At 60.8% G+C, this 15,150-nt stretch carries 17 protein-coding genes; 3 read left to right on the plus strand and 14 right to left on the minus strand.

Annotated features, from left to right (window positions below; translation table 11 throughout):
- Window positions 1-4 precede the first annotated feature (4 nt).
- The 4 genes from YH63_RS20135 to YH63_RS20155 all read right to left on the minus strand — a co-directional run bounded on the left by YH63_RS20135 (window position 5) and on the right by YH63_RS20155 (window position 3,822).
- Entirely contained in the window at window positions 5-1,129 is a 1,125-nt protein-coding gene (locus tag YH63_RS20135; RefSeq protein ID WP_046830059.1) for a molybdopterin-binding protein, read from the minus strand.
- Window positions 1,130-1,544: 415 nt separating this feature from the next.
- Entirely contained in the window at window positions 1,545-2,381 is an 837-nt protein-coding gene (locus YH63_RS20145) for an extracellular solute-binding protein (RefSeq protein ID WP_046830060.1), read from the minus strand.
- A gap of 23 nt (window positions 2,382-2,404) precedes the next feature.
- The gene (locus YH63_RS20150) at window positions 2,405-3,127 is read right to left on the minus strand and encodes an energy-coupling factor ABC transporter ATP-binding protein (protein ID WP_170978757.1); all 723 of its coding nucleotides are present in this window, start codon (window positions 3,125-3,127) and stop codon (window positions 2,405-2,407) included.
- A gap of 2 nt (window positions 3,128-3,129) precedes the next feature.
- Complete coding sequence (locus tag YH63_RS20155) at window positions 3,130-3,822, minus strand: ABC transporter permease (protein WP_046830062.1); 693 nt, start codon at window positions 3,820-3,822, stop codon at window positions 3,130-3,132.
- Window positions 3,823-3,906: 84 nt separating this feature from the next.
- Between YH63_RS20155 and YH63_RS20160 the strand changes: the two genes are divergently transcribed.
- Together YH63_RS20160 and YH63_RS20165 are read left to right on the plus strand one after the other, a co-directional pair.
- Window positions 3,907-4,800: a helix-turn-helix transcriptional regulator gene (locus YH63_RS20160; protein WP_046830063.1), complete on the plus strand. Its 894-nt coding sequence runs from the start codon at window positions 3,907-3,909 to the stop codon at window positions 4,798-4,800.
- A 150-nt stretch (window positions 4,801-4,950) separates the two neighbouring features.
- Entirely contained in the window at window positions 4,951-6,246 is a 1,296-nt protein-coding gene (locus YH63_RS20165) for a c-type cytochrome (RefSeq protein WP_046830328.1), read from the plus strand.
- Here YH63_RS20165 and phnN read toward each other — a convergent pair.
- Genes phnN through phnG form a run of 8 tightly spaced genes read right to left on the minus strand, consistent with a single transcriptional unit; the run spans window position 6,230 to window position 12,520 of the window.
- The gene (gene phnN / locus YH63_RS20170) at window positions 6,230-6,808 is read right to left on the minus strand and encodes a phosphonate metabolism protein/1,5-bisphosphokinase (PRPP-forming) PhnN (RefSeq protein WP_046830064.1); all 579 of its coding nucleotides are present in this window, start codon (window positions 6,806-6,808) and stop codon (window positions 6,230-6,232) included. The genes YH63_RS20165 and phnN overlap by 17 nt on opposite strands.
- Window positions 6,805-7,962 carry an alpha-D-ribose 1-methylphosphonate 5-triphosphate diphosphatase gene (locus YH63_RS20175; protein ID WP_046830065.1) on the minus strand — a complete coding sequence of 386 codons (1,158 nt, stop codon included), beginning with the start codon at window positions 7,960-7,962 and terminating at the stop codon, window positions 6,805-6,807. The genes phnN and YH63_RS20175 overlap by 4 nt, the downstream gene beginning before the upstream one ends.
- A gap of 10 nt (window positions 7,963-7,972) precedes the next feature.
- Window positions 7,973-8,671 carry a phosphonate C-P lyase system protein PhnL gene (gene phnL, locus YH63_RS20180; protein ID WP_046830066.1) on the minus strand — a complete coding sequence of 233 codons (699 nt, stop codon included), beginning with the start codon at window positions 8,669-8,671 and terminating at the stop codon, window positions 7,973-7,975.
- Window positions 8,672-8,678: 7 nt separating this feature from the next.
- Window positions 8,679-9,461, minus strand: a complete 783-nt coding sequence (phnK, locus tag YH63_RS20185) for a phosphonate C-P lyase system protein PhnK (RefSeq protein ID WP_046830067.1) — start codon at window positions 9,459-9,461, stop codon at window positions 8,679-8,681.
- Window positions 9,461-10,336 (minus strand): alpha-D-ribose 1-methylphosphonate 5-phosphate C-P-lyase PhnJ, encoded by an 876-nt coding sequence (locus tag YH63_RS20190; RefSeq protein WP_046830068.1) that lies wholly within the window; start codon window positions 10,334-10,336, stop codon window positions 9,461-9,463. Before YH63_RS20190 ends, phnK begins: the two co-directional genes overlap by 1 nt.
- Window positions 10,333-11,439: a carbon-phosphorus lyase complex subunit PhnI gene (locus YH63_RS20195; RefSeq protein WP_046830069.1), complete on the minus strand. Its 1,107-nt coding sequence runs from the start codon at window positions 11,437-11,439 to the stop codon at window positions 10,333-10,335. Before YH63_RS20195 ends, YH63_RS20190 begins: the two co-directional genes overlap by 4 nt.
- Before the next feature lie 2 nt (window positions 11,440-11,441).
- Window positions 11,442-12,056 (minus strand): phosphonate C-P lyase system protein PhnH, encoded by a 615-nt coding sequence (gene phnH / locus YH63_RS20200; RefSeq protein ID WP_046830070.1) that lies wholly within the window; start codon window positions 12,054-12,056, stop codon window positions 11,442-11,444.
- A 2-nt stretch (window positions 12,057-12,058) separates the two neighbouring features.
- Window positions 12,059-12,520: a phosphonate C-P lyase system protein PhnG gene (phnG, locus tag YH63_RS20205; RefSeq protein ID WP_083992743.1), complete on the minus strand. Its 462-nt coding sequence runs from the start codon at window positions 12,518-12,520 to the stop codon at window positions 12,059-12,061.
- 125 nt (window positions 12,521-12,645) lie between these two features.
- Between phnG and phnF the strand changes: the two genes are divergently transcribed.
- Window positions 12,646-13,377: a phosphonate metabolism transcriptional regulator PhnF gene (phnF, locus tag YH63_RS20210; protein WP_046830072.1), complete on the plus strand. Its 732-nt coding sequence runs from the start codon at window positions 12,646-12,648 to the stop codon at window positions 13,375-13,377.
- A gap of 9 nt (window positions 13,378-13,386) precedes the next feature.
- On the opposite strand, the gene phnE (YH63_RS20215) is transcribed toward phnF, so the two are convergent.
- A complete protein-coding gene (gene phnE, locus YH63_RS20215) occupies window positions 13,387-14,238 on the minus strand; it encodes a phosphonate ABC transporter, permease protein PhnE (protein ID WP_046830073.1) in 852 nt (283 codons plus the stop codon).
- Entirely contained in the window at window positions 14,235-15,119 is an 885-nt protein-coding gene (gene phnE, locus YH63_RS20220; RefSeq protein ID WP_046830074.1) for a phosphonate ABC transporter, permease protein PhnE, read from the minus strand. Before phnE (YH63_RS20220) ends, phnE (YH63_RS20215) begins: the two co-directional genes overlap by 4 nt.
- Between the last annotated feature and the right edge of the window lie 31 nt (window positions 15,120-15,150).

Below are 15,150 nucleotides of genomic sequence, written 5' to 3' on the forward strand. Positions count from 1 at the left end.
AGTCTCACGTCATATCGCGAAGAGAGAATGCGCCGACCGCCGTCCCGGCGGCATAACCCTCGCTGTCTCCTGGGACAGCAAGCCATGCGTGGCTGCGGACGATAGCGTCCAGCGAAAGTTGTCCGGCGGCAACCGGCATCCACTTGTCATCCAGCGCTTCCAGCAACACGATCTCCGCAACACCGATAGACGAAGAAACCTTGCGCGCAAGGGGGCGAACGATGGCCTGTCGCTGCGCCCGTTCAGTGAGCAAGTCCAGCGCAGGTTGAACCAGCGTCAAACAGACCGCCAACGCCTGATCGGGGGTGCCAGGAACGGCGATAACCGGCGTTGTGCCGATCTTTGCGACCGCCGCTGTGCGCCCGGGCTGCAGCGCAAGTCCGTGCGCTAAAACAGTTCCATGTGCTGCCAGCGCCTGAACCGTTGCATCAGTGCGGCCGAGGCCCGTGCCGCCGACTGTTATCAGCAAATCATAAGTGCCTTCGTCTATAGCAGTGGAAATGCTGGCGGCGTCGCGTCCCCTTGTCTGTACACCAACCGCTCGGGCACCGGCAGCTTTCACAAACTCCACAATGAACTGCGAGGATGCGGCACTGCCGTCAGTGGAGGTGACATCGATGACGCACACACGCGGAGACCGAATCTGGATGCGGTCCAATCCTATGGCGTGGAGAGCAAGTCTATCGCGCGCGTTCACCTGTCGCCCCGGCGAAATAATCGAGCGCCCAGCGGCAACGTCGTCTCCGGCCCGGCGAATGCCGTGACCGGGAACTGCTTCAGCGAGAACCTCAAATATCGGTCCGGTCTGTTCGACCATATCGGCATCAAGCACGCAGTCACAATGCTCTGGCAGCCCATCACCCGCTTCGACCCATACAGGCGATGCGGGTAGCGGCAGCGGAGAATAGGATGATGCGCCGGCGATATCGCGCGCCCGCATTGCCCAGCCGTCGGCGACCGCGATACTGAACGCTGGATGGGCCGTTCGCAGCGGTGCAACCTCAGCTGCAATGCCACCGACAGAATCTGCAAGCGACACGCCGATGGGTTTAACCGGTCCCACATCGTCAAGCAGCAAACGAAGGGCGACATCGAGCGGAGTTAACACGGCCGGCAAACGCTGTGTCATCTTGACGCCCGATGACGGTCGGTTAGCAGCGAACGCTCGGGAACCATCTCAAATATGGCACGTTGAGGAGGAGGTTTCATTCAGCCCATTTAGCCACAGAGGTTCAAGATGCGCACTCAACTCATCGCTGCTGCTGTCGCGGGGCTGTTTGCTGCAATGCCGTCGCTGGCGCAGACCCCTGCGCCCGCAGCCGAAAAGCCTGAGACGAGTTGCAATACTACACCATCAGGCACGACCACGGGCAATGCCGACACCAAAGCTCAGACGTCGACAAGTATGGAAAAGAGCGCGATTCTGCCATCGGCAGGTGGGCACGCAAGCTCCGCTGCCCCGACGGTACAGAGCGATGGAAAACCCATGGCGGCGCGACCCGATTGTCCGCCAGAAACGAAGAAGTAGGTCTCGTCCGTCCGTCTCAGGACGCCTTTTTCTCCGCGTTGGGGAAGAAAAGCTGCTTGCCGTTGACCTGATAGGCCGCGATAGCGCCCTGACCTTCGGCTGAGGTCAACCAGTCGATGAAGCTTTGGCCAAGATCTTTCTTCACCGCCGCATGCTTCTCGGGGTTCACCAGAATGACGCCATACTGGTTGAACAGCCGCCTGTCGCCTTCGACTGCGATGACGAGATCACCGGGATTCTTGAAAGAAAGCCACGTTCCCCGGTCGGAGACCACATAGGCATTCATCGCTCCAGCCGTATTGAGAGCGGCACCCATGCCCTGTCCGATTTCGCGATACCATGGACCCTTGGCGGTATCGAGATCGACGCCCGCCTGCTTCCACAGCGCAAGTTCAGCTGAATGCGTGCCAGATTTGTCGCCTCGAGAAACGAACGGCACAGCTTTTCCCTGAATAGCCTTTAGTGCGGTGACAATATCCTTCGATCCACCAACGCCGGCGGGATCGCTTTTCGGGCCGATCAGGACGAAGTCATTATACATGACATCGAAGCGCTTCACGCCGTGCCCTTCGGCGACGAATTTTTCTTCCTGCGACTTGGCGTGCACGAAAACGACATCGGCATCGCCGCGCCGCGCTGTATCCAGCGCCTGTCCAGTGCCTTGCGCGATGACCTTCACCTCAATGCCGGTTTTGGCCTTGAACAGGGGCAAGATGTAACCGAACAGGCCGGAATCCTGCGTCGATGTGGTCGAAGCCACAACAATGGACGTATCCTGCGCGGAGGCAGGTGTTGCGAACGCCACCGCGAGCAACGACAGCGCGAAGGCAAAAGAAGCGTATTGGCGTTTCATGACGTGTCCCTCAAGAGTTCAGTTCAGACAACGAGATCGCCGTTTACGAAGGCCACGGCCTCCGAAGTCGACGGGTTTTTGAGAAAATCTTTTGCCGGGGTCTGCTCACGCACGTTGCCCCGCACCATGAAAACAACGTCTCCCGCGAGCCGCCGCACCTGGCCGAGATCGTGCGACGCCATCACGATCTTGATGCCGGATTGGGCGGCAATCCGAATGATCTCCTCCACGCTGCGCGTGGCCGCAGGATCGAGACTCGCGGTGGGCTCGTCGAGCAGCAGTAATTCTGGATCTCTTGCCAAAGCGCGGGCCAGCGCCAGCCGCTGCTGCTCGCCCCCCGACAAGCGGCGAGCAGGACGCAGGGCCAGATCCGACAGGCCCACGCGCTCGAGCAATTCGGTTGTGCGCGCAGCCAGTTTCTCCCGCGGATAGTCCGCATGGGTCAGCCCGTAGGCGATGTTGGCCGCCACAGTCCGGCGCAACATTACCGGCCGCTGGAACACGAACGCGCGGCGTGTCGGCTTTGCGTCGGCGCGACCGCCCCACGTGATGCGGCCTTCGGTCGGCACCGCAAGCCCCATGCACAAGCGCAGCAAGGTGCTCTTGCCCGCGCCATTGGGCCCAATAACAAGCGTCGGCGAACCAGACGATAACGTCAGGGTGAGGCGATCGAGGATCGTCGTGACGCCGGCCCGCACCGAGACGCGATCGAAGACAATGGGAAGATCGGTCACCGGCGCCCGCATCGTCATCCCGCCTGCCGTTCGGACCAGATTCGTGCACCCCACGCCGCGGCATTGATCGCTAGAACGATCACCACAAGGATCATGCCGAGACCGAGCGCGAGCGGCAGATTGCCCTTCGACGTTTCGAGCGCAATCGCCGTGGTCATGGTGCGGGTGAAGCCTTCGATGTTGCCGCCAACAATCATGACGGCGCCGACTTCCGCCGCAGCGCGTCCGAAACCCGCAAGCAGCGCAGTCAGCAGACTGAAGCGTGCGTCCCACAACAGCGTCGTAATGCGACCAAACGGACCGACATCCATCGCCGACAGTTCGTCGCGGTATTCGATCCAGAGATCTTCGATAGTTTGGCGCGTGAGGGCTGCGATGATCGGTACGATCAATATCGCCTGCGCGACGATCATCGCCGTCGGCGTGAACAGGATGCCGAGATTGCCGAGGGGCCCCGAGCGCGACAGCAGGAGATAGACCGCGAGACCGACAACAACGGGCGGCAGCCCCATGAAAGCGTTGACGAGCACGACAATGGCGCTCCGTCCGGGGAAGCGCATCAGCGCAAGCAACGCACCAAGCGGCAAGCCGACAAGGGCCGCGAGAACAACAGCGGAAAGGCTGACGGCCAGCGACAATTTGACGATGGCGAACAGCGTCGCATCGCCGCTCATGATCAATTGCCAAGCGCTCAACCCATCCAGCATGACTTCCTCTTGTGTGTAATCCTGCATACTTTTCGACTATGTCAATAGATTGAAAAGAAACAGGAATATGCATACAAGTGCAGGATGGACTTGCTAACTACCAGTGAGACATCGGAGTACCTACGGCTCGGAGAACGCAAGCTCTACGAGCTGGTGGCCGAGGGCGCGATCCCCTGCACCAAGGTGACGGGCAAGTGGCTCTTCCCGCGTGAAGAGCTTGATCGATGGGTGCTGTCAGGATTGACGCGGCCAGCCGGCATGGGTCATTCGGATGCACCTTTGATCGTTGGCGGAAGCCAGGACGCCCTGCTCGAGTGGAGTTTGCGCGAATCCGGCTCCGGCCTCGCGACACTTGTTGAGGGGACGGAAAGTGGCGTCGGCCGGGTGCTGCGCGGTGAAGCAATCGCCGCGGCGATCCATTTCCATACTGAAAATGATGTGCGGGATACCGGCGAGGACGCCAACGTCTCTGCAGTGCGCGCGTTCGCTACTTTGCACGATGCGGTGCTTGTCGGATTTGTGCGGCGCGAACAGGGCCTCCTACTCCAGCCGGGGAATCCGAAGGATCTCACCAGCATCGCGAGTGTTCTCGCGTCCGGGGCTACCATGGCTGTCAGGCAACCAGGCGCGGGCGCACAAATGCTGCTCGATGCACTCCTGAAACAGCATGGCGCGAAGTTGAAGGATCTCCGCCGGCTCGATCCGCCGTGCCTGACCGGACCTGATCTGGCGGCGGCTATTCGAGCGGGCGAAGCCGACTGCGGGATCGCGACGCGCGCAGCCGCCAAAGCAGCCGGTCTCGATTTTGTGCCGCTGCTATGGGAGAACTTCGATCTCCTGATGCATCAGCGTGATTACTTCAAGCCGTCCTTGCAGGCGTTGATGAGCTTCATGTCGAAGCCCCTGCTCAAACAGCGCGCGAAAGATCTCACGGGTTACGATACCATGCCGGCCGGCACGATCCGCTATTTCGCCTGACGGCTGGTTCGCCCCCGTCATGCGAACCTTTGCAGCATCGGTTTATTGAACCAGATTTTCGTGCTTCGATACGGTTCAGACACGGATTGAGTTTCAAGGGAACCGCCGGTGCGAGACGCTGACCGTCACAGCAGAAGGTGTCCACTTCGTCTGCCGCTCGTAATTGGAGTATTGATTGCTGCGCTTGGCGCCGCGCCCGCGGTCGCGCAACTGCGGGGTCACGGTGGACCGGTTCGAGCGCTGGCAATTTCATCCGATGGACAGACGTTGCTCTCAGGAAGCTTTGACAGCAGCGCTATCCGCTGGTCGCTTGGTCGCGATGCCGCCGAACAGGTTCTTCGATTTCACGCCGACGCTGTCAACGCTACAGCACTGCTTAAAGACGGCCGCGCAGCAACCGCAGGCGCTGACGGACGCATCGCAATCTGGAGTTCCGGCAAGCAGCAGCCTGACACTGTATTCGAGGGCCATACAGCGCCAATTGCGGCGCTCGCATTGTCGCCGGACGGTGCAACTCTTGCTTCGGCATCGTGGGATCATACCGTGAGACTCTGGCCCCTTGCAGGCGGCGCATCGCGCATACTCGAAGGGCACACGCAGAACGTCAACGGAATAGCATTCAGCGCTGACGGCAGGAACCTCATCAGCGCCAGCTATGACCTGACCCTCCGCATCTGGCCTCTCGACAGTGCAGCAGCACCGGCCATTACCACCCTGCCCACACCACTCAATTCAGTTGTCGCATCCAGCGACGGTGAGATTGCCGCCGCTGGCGCCGATGGAAAAATCTACTTCCTTGATCGCACAGGCAAACTCGTCGGCGAGGCCGTCGCAGGGCCGATCCCGGTGATCGCGATGGCAATGTCGCAGGATGGCGCACTGCTCGCGGCGGCGGACGTTCGCGGATCGGTCGCAATCATCGACCGCAGGGCACGCACGCTTGCTCGCAGGCTGGTCGGACCGGGGCTTCCGGTGTGGTCCGTCGCGTTCATACCAGACAACGGCACACTTCTTACCGGTGGTGCGGACAGCGTGATCCGGCGCTGGAATGCGCTGACAGGTGAGCCTATCGGGGCGACCATTCAGGAAAATCCGAACGACCCACTTGCCGTATATGCGGGTGACCGAGGAGCAGAGGTTTTTCGCGCCTGCGTCGCCTGCCATACGCTCGCGCCGGACCAGGGCAACAAGGCCGGTCCGACGCTGTCGGGTATTTTCGGCCGAAAGATAGCAACCTTGCCGGGTTACAATTTCTCTGAGCCACTGAAGAAGCTCGATATCTTCTGGACGCCGGAAACGGTGTCGAAACTCTTCGAGATTGGCCCGGCAGCCTACACACCCGGCACAAAGATGCCCGAGCAACGCATCGGCTCGGACGAAGACCGCAAGGCGCTTGTGCAGTTTCTCTCGCGCGCGACGGTGCCACCTGTCAAACCCGACCGATAGCCCTCAATAGCTCGGCGGCGCGATCTTCCGCCAGGCCGACATTGTTAATGACCACATCAGGTACAGGAGCAACAACCGCTCTGCGGAGTCTATCTCCGATCTGTCCGTCGCTCGGGCGCCCCCGCGCGGTTAGCCGTTCCGCGAGAACATCTGGCGGGGCAATTACCGAAATCACTGTTACATTGGCATACGATCTGCGCGAGAACTCGATGATGGTGCGGGACGCATTCACGATGACGGCGCGCCCTGCTCTTATGTCTTCAACAATCGAAGATGGCACTCCATAGCGCAGACCGTGCGCTTCCCATTGAAATGCGAAATTGCCGCGAGCCAGCATCTGCCCGAACTGCATCGGGCTGACCGCCTCATTGTTCTCAAAGGAAGAGGCTTCCCGCGTCACAACCCGCTGCGGAAACACGATGTTGTTATCATCAGCACATGCCACCTGCGCAAGGCTGATCAGCGTGTCTTTGCCGGCCCCGCTCGGCCCGACAACCAGCACAAGCCGGCCGGGCCCGATCAAATCCGTGCTGGGAGCAGGCAATGCCGCTACGTCGCTCATGCTACCCGATACCCCTCGCGCCATACGCTGCGGACCACCGGCAGATCACGGGCGAGATGCACGCGGATCAAATCGGCACGCTTGCCAGCAACGATCTCTCCCCGATCCTTGAGTCCGACGGCCTCAGCAGCCGTTTTGGTCACCGTCCGCACCGCCGATGTCAAATCAATCGTGGGCACGTGGTGAGGCAGTTGCATCGCGGCCATCAACAAGCTCGAAGGGATGTAGTCCGACGACATGATGTCGAGCAGGCCTTCGCGGGCGAGATCAACCGCGGCGATGTTTCCGGAGTGCGATCCGCCACGCACCACATTTGGCGCGCCCATCAGGACAGCGATGCCCGCCTGATGCAGCCCGCGCGCAGCCTCCATCGTGGTCGGAAATTCCGCGACCGACACGCGATCGCGGATTGCATCGGTGACGTTTTCCTCGGTCGTATCATCATGACTGGCGAGTGGAATATCATAGCTGTGCGCGAGCGCCACGATCTCGCGCATGTTGGCCTCGCCATAGGTCTTTTGATAGAAGAACCGACGTTCGAACATCACGTCGAGTTCAGCGTCCGTCAGGCCGCCGCTCTTACCGCGATAGTAGTCGCGCAGCTTGCCTTCATCGCGAAACTGGCGCTGGCCCGGCGTGTGGTCCATCAGGGACATCAGCCGCACGTCAGGTCGGCCGACCAGTTCCTTGGCCTCCTCCACGACGCTAGGCATCGGAATTTCGCAGCGCAGGTGAAGGAAATGCTCGGCACGCAGTAACTTCGCATCGCGTGCAGATGAAATGGCCTGTGCCAGAATCTCTGCCTGGCCGTCCACATCCTCGGCCCCCTCCTCGCGCCAGACGCGCAGAGAATCCAGCACCGTGGTAATGCCGCTGGTGGCAAGTTGTCCGTCATAGGACACCACGGCAGCAACCGGATCCCAGAACACCTTCGGTCGTGGCACATAATGCGCTTCCAGATGATCGGTGTGCAGCTCGATCAGCCCCGGCATCAGGAGATCGCCGCGCATATCCTCACCGCGCTCGGGGGAATCCCCCTCGCCGACCTCTGCAATCGTTCCGTTGGCCGTCGCAACCCAGCCCCGTTCAATCACACGGTCCTTCAGAACTACCTGGGCATTGCTAAAGATTCTGTCGGTTCTTTCGGAAATCATCCTGTTCCTCTTACGCTGCCGCCGCGAACGACGCCACGTCGATAATGCGGTCCGCGATCAGGTTGCGCACCTCGTCATCATGAACGATCGCCACCATCGCTACACCGCGCACCTTTTTCTCTGCGACCAGATCGACCACGATCTTTCGATTGGCTCCGTCGAGCGACGCGGTCGGCTCGTCCAGCAGCAGGATCGGCATGTCGGAAATGAAGCCACGCGCGATATTGACGCGCTGTTGCTCGCCGCCGGAGAAAGTCGAGGGCGGCAAGGTCCAGAGCCGTTCCGCGATGTTGAGCCGGCGCAACAATGCGCCCGCCTGTGCACGGGCCTCATTACGGGCAACACCGTTCGTGATCAATGGCTCCGCGACCACATCGAGCGTCGCCACCCGCGGCACAGCGCGCAAAAACTGGCTGACATAACCAATCGTTTGTCTGCGGACGCGCAGAATGTCGCGCGGCTGCGCCGTTGCGATGTCAACCAGGGCACCATCGTGGCGCACGGCGATACGCCCGTGGTTGCAGCTATAATTGCCGAAGATCATTTTCAGGATCGACGATTTCCCCGCACCCGAAGGCCCGGCGAGCACGACGCATTCACCGGCATTGACCTGCATCGATACGCCCGACACCACTGGCAGCCGCACGCCATTCTGCAAATGCATCGTGAACGTCTTCGAAGCGCTGGATATCTCGATCATTGGAGACATGCTGTCCTCACGCGGGCAAAATCGAGGAAACGAGAAGTTGGGTGTATGGCTCATGCGGATCGTCCAGCACCTGATCTGTCAATCCGGATTCGATGACCTCACCGCCCTTCATCACCATGACCCGGTGCGACAATAGCCGCGCCACCGCGAGATCGTGTGTGACGATGACGACGGCAAGCCCAAGTTCGTTGACCAGTCCCCGCACCAGATCGAGAAGCCGTGCCTGAACCGAAACATCGAGGCCGCCGGTGGGCTCGTCCATGAACACAAGCCGCGGCTCGGTCACAAGGTTGCGCGCGATCTGAAGCCGCTGCCGCATTCCGCCTGAGTATGTCTTCGGCGCGTCGTCGATCCGATCCGTCGAAATCTCGACGCGCTTCAGCCACGACGACGACGTTTCACGAATTCGGCCGTAGTGCCCCCAGCCGACCGCCATCAACCGCTCTCCGACGTTGGCGCCGGCCGACACGGCCATACGGAGTCCCATGGCTGGGTCCTGGTGGACGTACCCCCAATCGGTGCGGAACAGAAACCGCCGCTCCGCTCCGCCGAGGGTCGCAAGATCGCGCGTCACGCCGTCGCGCATGCGGTACGATAAGCGTCCCCTGCTTGGCGCGAGCTGCGTGGACAGCATCTGTAGCAGCGTCGACTTCCCCGAGCCGGACTCGCCCACAATGGCAAGCACCTCTCCCGGGTAAAGCTGAAACGAGATGTTCTTGCAGGCAAGCTGCCGGCCATAGGACTTGCTGAGTCCCTCGCAGATGAGCAGCGGCTGATCGTCGTTACTCATCACGTCACCTGGTGATCGGCGCCGAAACCCGCGCCCTGATGGCCGTCCGCGCGGCGCGTTTCGCAGTAATCCGTATCGGAGCAAACAAACATCCGCCCGCCTTTGTCATCAACCACGACTTCATCAAGATAGGACGCACCGGATCCGCACAGCGCGCATGGCGCATCGAACCGATAGGTCTCGAACGGGTGATCCTCGAAATCGAGCGATGTTACCTTGGTGTGCGGCGGGATCGCATAGATGCGCTTCTCGCGCCCCGCCCCGAACAATTGCAGCGCTGCGCAATCGTCCATCTTTGGATTGTCGAACTTCGGCGTCGGCGACGGGTCCATCACGTAGCGGTCATTGACCTTCACGGGATATGCGTAGGTTGTCGCGATATGGCCATGCCGTGCTATGTCCTCATACAGCTTGACGTGCATCAGCCCATACTCGCCGAGTGCGTGCATGCGGCGTGTCTCGGTTTCGCGCGGTTCAAGAAACCGCAGCGGCTCCGGGATAGGCACCTGATAGACCAGAACCTGATTGTCGTTCAGCGCCGTTTCGGGAATTCGATGCCGCGTCTGGATCACGGTCGCGTCCGAGGTCACCGTGGTGGTCTTCACACCGGCGGTCTTCTCGAAAAACTTCCGGATCGAGATCGCATTCGTCGTATCGTCCGAGCCTTGATCGATCACCTTCAAGGTATCGTCGCGGCCGAGGATCGCTGCCGTTACCTGAACGCCGCCGGTGCCCCAGCCGTAAGGCATCGGCATCTCGCGGCTGGCGAACGGCACCTGATAGCCGGGTATAGCAATAGCCTTGAGGATAGCGCGGCGGATCATCCGCTTGGTCTGCTCGTCCAGGTAGGCAAAATTATAGACCGGTGCGTTCATTCCGCGGCCTCCGCGAGCGCGACATCACTCTCTTTCGCGGCCTCAAATTCCTTGCGCAGCTTCCGCAGCAGTCCCAGTTCGGACTGGAAGTCCACGTAGTGCGGCAACTTGAGATGCTCGACGAATCCCGTCGCCTGCACGTTATCGGAGTGCGACATGACGAACTCCTCGTCCTGCGCTGGCGATCGCGCTTCTTCGCCGAATTCACGTGCACGAAGCGAACGATCTACCAGGGCCATCGACATGGTCTTGCGTTCACTTTGACCGAAAGAGAGACCATAGCCGCGCGTAAAGCACGGTGCCTCCGTGGCCGATCCCTTGAACTGGTTCACCATCTGACATTCCGTCAGCGTGATCGATCCAAGCGGGACAGCAAAGCCAGCGTCTTCCGCCATGAATTCGACCTCTACCTCGCCGAAACGAATTTCGCCGGCGAACGGATGAGTCCGGCCGAACCCGCGCTGAGTTGAATAGCCCAATGCCAGAAGAAACCCCTCGTCGCCGCGCGCAAGATTCTGCAGGCGCAGATCGCGGTCCGCCGGGAAGCTCAGCGGCTCACGGGTGAGATCACCGATCGGCTGGTCGGGATCAGCATCGGGCGACGCTTCGATCAAGCCGTCCGCGCCGAGAATGTCGGTCACGCGCGGCATCGGCGCATCATCCACATCGCCCCGAGCGGGCGCAGGTATCGGCGTCTCCTCCGTCAATGAGGGATCCAGCAACCGATGCGTATAATCGAACGTCGGCCCAAGGATCTGCCCGCCGGGAATATCCTTGAACGTCGATGAGACACGGCGGCGCACCTGCATGGTCGCGGTATCGACCGGTTCGGTCGCGCCAAACCGTGGCAGCGTGGCGCGGAACGCGCGCAGCAGGAAAATCGCCTCGATCAGGTCGCCTCGCGCCTGTTTGATCGCCAGCGACGCAAGTTCGCGGTCATAGAGCGAGCCTTCGGTCATGACGCGATCGACCGCCAGCGTGAGCTGCTCAGAGATCTGTGCGAGCGAGAGATCAGGTACAGCCGGATCGCCGCGGCGTTCGTGCGCCAGCAACCGGTGGGCATTTTCGATGGCGCGCTCGCCGCCTTTAACCGCAACGTACATCGTCAAGCCCCCTTTACGGTGACGTGCGTGCTGCGCGGCAAGGCCACAAGTTTAGCCCCGCACGTCAGCAGCAAATCGACCCCGCGCGGGAATAGCGCGCGATTAGCACGGATGCGTTCGACAAAGTCGGGCGGCAGCGCGCCGGCGCGCAACGACGCCGTGCCCTTGATGCCCGGACCACAAAGAATCAGTTCCGGCCCCTCGGTCAGCGTATCGAGCTGCACAACGAGCGTTGTCGAGCGGTCAGGATATTCTGGCGTCCCAAGCGCAAAAGTCTCGAAGTCCGGCAACGCCGTACCGCAATGAATGAGAGCAAAGCTCGCTCGTGACGTGTCTACCGTCAGCGGCGCGTCGCTCTGAAACCGCAACCATTCGGAAATTGCCGGAACACCGGCGAAATGATTGTCCAGCCAGACTGGTGTATCATGATCGAACAGTGTGAGTGCTACCGCGGCGGTCGCCTGTATCAACGGCGATGGTGCATGCACCGTATCGGCGATTGCCTGAATTGAACCAGGCCCCGCCAGCGCATTCATCACGCTACGAAACACCGATTGCGACGATAGCACCGGATCGGGAAGGCCCGCGCTGGAGACAAGATTCGCGTGAAGCGTCATCGTCAGCCCTCGCCTCTTACCAGCGTGTAGAAATCGACCCGTGTCGCGGCCGTCTCAGTGGCTTGTTGCCCACGCGCTGTCTCCCGCTCCTGCCGCAGCGGCGCGATGACTTTCTGTTCGACCTCGGTCGCCAGATCGCCGCTCTGGATCAGCGCATCGCACAGCGCGATCAACTTCGCCTTCTCGCCATCACGGCCCAGTACGTAGCCAAATCCCACCTCGCCGGAGGCGAGACGCACCGCCGCTCGCGACACGCTGGCCTCGCCGAGGTTGAATGGCGCGCCGTCACCACCAATCCGCCCTCGAACCATGACAAGGCCGCTCTCAGGCTGACGCGCCGGCTCGTGCGGTGGAAGGTCAATCGTTACCAGACATGCCGCTATCCGTTCCGTCGCCGCATGCGTCAGGATCGACATGGCGTCGCGGCGACGGGCTTGCTGCGGATCTCTATGGGGTTGGATCATGTCCGACTTGCCGATTCCAAGTTGTCTATGTTAGTAGACAACTTCCTAGCGCATGGCCATGACAATCTGGTGACACCCGATATGATTTTCACTGCCCAACAGGTGCATCACAACGTGTGGCAATCATGAGCCTAACCGGCGAAACCAACACTGGCGTAGCGCTTTGGCGACGCGTGGCGGATTCTATCGAGCAAGGTATCGCCGATGGAACTTATGCACGTGACACGCGCCTCCCCGGCGAACTGGAGATCGCGGAAGCCCATCGCGTCAACCGCCATACGGTGCGCCGCGCGCTCGCGGTTCTTGCCGAGCGAGGATTGGTGCGCGCCGAACGCGGTAGTGGCACCTATGTCGAAGCGCCGCGCATCGCCTATCCGCTGCGCTCACGTACGCGGTTTTCGGAGATTGTCGGAGCCGGTGGGCTGGAAGCCGGTGGTCAACTGCTCAGCGCGTCGATTGAATCCGCACCGCGAGAACTTGCGAAGCGGCTTGGTCTCAAGGCAGATGCACCCCTCCTGCGGATCGACGCCATGCGAATGGCCAATCGCATTCCCATCTGTCTTGGAACGACGTGGCTCGATGCAAACCGCTTCGCGGATGGCGGACGGATCTACGAAAAGACCCGCTCAATGACCAAGCTGCTGGCTCATTTTGGTGTGCGTGACTACCGCCGCGAGTGGACCACCGTCTCGGCTGCCATCGCAGACGCCGCGGATGCCGCACGGCTCGATCTCGCTCTGGGACGTCCGGTGCTGGTCGCGGACAGTCTTGATACGGAGCCCAACGGCACACCCCTGCTCACGACACGGGCGCGCTTTGCCGCCGAGCGCGTTCAGTTCGTCATCGAAAATCAGTAAGTCCGTGAATTAGTGACGCACGTCGCTCGCCCGGCCGATAATCGCGAAACGCAGCCGGGTCGAAATAAAGTCGATGACAGCGACAGCGACCAGGATCATCAGGATCAATGTCGAGACCTTCTGCCATTCCAGCACGCGGATTTGTTCGGCGAGTTGCAAGCCAATACCGCCCGCGCCGACAATGCCGATGATGGTGGCCGAGCGCGTGTTGGATTCGATGAAATAGAGTATCTGCCCCGCAAGCACGGGCAACACCTGTGGCATCAGCCCAAACCGTATTTCATGCAGCTTGCCACCCCCGGCCGCGCGGATGCCTTCGACCTGCTTGCGATCCGCCCCCTCGATCGCTTCTGAAAACAGCTTTCCAAACGCGCCGAAATCCGCCGTCGCGATTGCCAGCACACCGGCGAATGGTCCGAGCCCCACAACGTTGATCCAGACCAGCGCCCAGATCAGCGTATCGACACCGCGGATCGAGTCCAGAAATCGTCGAGCGGGGAAACGAAGAAAAATGGATGGGATGATGTTCCGCGCCGCCAAGAGACTGATCGGGAGCGCCAGTATCGCACCGAGCAGCGTGCCGAGAAACGCGATCGACAGCGTTTCCCCCATAGCCGCCAGATAGGTCGGAAGCGACGTTCCGGGATCTGGCGGGATCATCAGCATGACGAACCAGCTGAGCTGCCGGAGGCCGGTCATCAGACGATCCAGCGAAAAGTCCAGATGCCAGCACCCAAACAGAAACAGCGCGAAAGCCGCCATGCCGATGGCGAGCGCCTTCAGCCGCGCCGTATGCGTCCCCTGAAAAAGCTCCGGGTATTGCGCCGCCAATTGGTTTGGGTCTCGCGTCACGGGCGTCATACACGCTGCTCCACGCCAAACAAGCGCCCGCGCAGCCACCCTGTGAGAATGTCGATGATGAAGACCGTGACGATGATCATCAGCAGGATAGCGCTGACGTCGGAGTAAAAGAACTTGCGCACCGCAACCACCAGCTCCTGGCCGATGCCGCCGGCACCGACAAACCCCATCACCGACGCTTCGCGCACATTGATCTCGAAGCGCAGCAACGTATAGCTCGCGAAACCCGGCATCACCTGCGGCAGCACCGCAAAGCGGATGGAAGACATCCAGCTCGCTCCCGTGGACCGGACACCTTCCAGCGGCTTCATGTCGATATTTTCAGCTTGCTCCGAATAGAGCTTGCCCAGCGCGCCGATCGAATGAATGGCAATGGCTAATATACCCGCCATAGGCCCGAGGCCAAACGCGATCACAAAGATCAAGGCGAACACGATGCTCGGAACGGTGCGGCAGAACTCCATGACCCTGCGCACAACAAACCGAAGGCCGGGATGCGGCGACAGGTTGGTCGCAGCGAAAAAATTCAGGCCAAATGCGCCGACCGCACCGATGGTGGTGCCGACATAGCTCAACAGCAGAGTCTCCGCGAGCAACTTCAGCCACTTCTGCCAACCCCAGAACCACTCAGCGGGGTCGGTCCAGACTCTGCTGCCGGTATCGAGATTCAGGATGCGATCGAAGTAGCCGACAAAATTTCCGATCTTCTCGACAAAAGTCTTCGGCGCGACTTCCGCGCCGAGGCTTGCAACGATTAGCAATGCCACGAACACCACGAGACCCGCCGCAAAACGCAAACGCTTGCGCGCGACAGCTGCGTCATACGCGGCTTCGAGCACCGCGATCTGCTGTGGGGGATAGCTGGAAAGGCTGACCGTCAATTGATCGCTCTACGCACAAAGGAAGAAGGAC

The sequence above is a fragment of the Afipia massiliensis genome (assembly GCF_001006325.2).
Classification (GTDB): Bacteria; Pseudomonadota; Alphaproteobacteria; order Rhizobiales; family Xanthobacteraceae; genus Afipia; species Afipia massiliensis_A.

Coding starts and splice junctions, on each gene's coding strand:
- YH63_RS20135 (WP_046830059.1), bottom strand. CDS start 1,129: ATGACACAGCGTTTGCCGGCCGTGTTAACTCCGCTCGATGTCGCCCTT.
- YH63_RS20145 (WP_046830060.1), bottom strand. CDS start 2,381: ATGAAACGCCAATACGCTTCTTTTGCCTTCGCGCTGTCGTTGCTCGCG.
- YH63_RS20150 (WP_170978757.1), bottom strand. CDS start 3,127: ATGCGGGCGCCGGTGACCGATCTTCCCATTGTCTTCGATCGCGTCTCG.
- YH63_RS20155 (WP_046830062.1), bottom strand. CDS start 3,822: ATGCTGGATGGGTTGAGCGCTTGGCAATTGATCATGAGCGGCGATGCG.
- YH63_RS20160 (WP_046830063.1), top strand. CDS start 3,907: ATGGACTTGCTAACTACCAGTGAGACATCGGAGTACCTACGGCTCGGA.
- phnN (WP_046830064.1), bottom strand. CDS start 6,808: ATGAGCGACGTAGCGGCATTGCCTGCTCCCAGCACGGATTTGATCGGG.
- YH63_RS20175 (WP_046830065.1), bottom strand. CDS start 7,962: ATGATTTCCGAAAGAACCGACAGAATCTTTAGCAATGCCCAGGTAGTT.
- phnL (WP_046830066.1), bottom strand. CDS start 8,671: ATGTCTCCAATGATCGAGATATCCAGCGCTTCGAAGACGTTCACGATG.
- phnK (WP_046830067.1), bottom strand. CDS start 9,461: ATGAGTAACGACGATCAGCCGCTGCTCATCTGCGAGGGACTCAGCAAG.
- YH63_RS20190 (WP_046830068.1), bottom strand. CDS start 10,336: ATGAACGCACCGGTCTATAATTTTGCCTACCTGGACGAGCAGACCAAG.
- YH63_RS20195 (WP_046830069.1), bottom strand. CDS start 11,439: ATGTACGTTGCGGTTAAAGGCGGCGAGCGCGCCATCGAAAATGCCCAC.
- phnH (WP_046830070.1), bottom strand. CDS start 12,056: ATGACGCTTCACGCGAATCTTGTCTCCAGCGCGGGCCTTCCCGATCCG.
- phnG (WP_083992743.1), bottom strand. CDS start 12,520: ATGATCCAACCCCATAGAGATCCGCAGCAAGCCCGTCGCCGCGACGCC.
- phnF (WP_046830072.1), top strand. CDS start 12,646: ATGAGCCTAACCGGCGAAACCAACACTGGCGTAGCGCTTTGGCGACGC.
- phnE (WP_046830073.1), bottom strand. CDS start 14,238: ATGACGCCCGTGACGCGAGACCCAAACCAATTGGCGGCGCAATACCCG.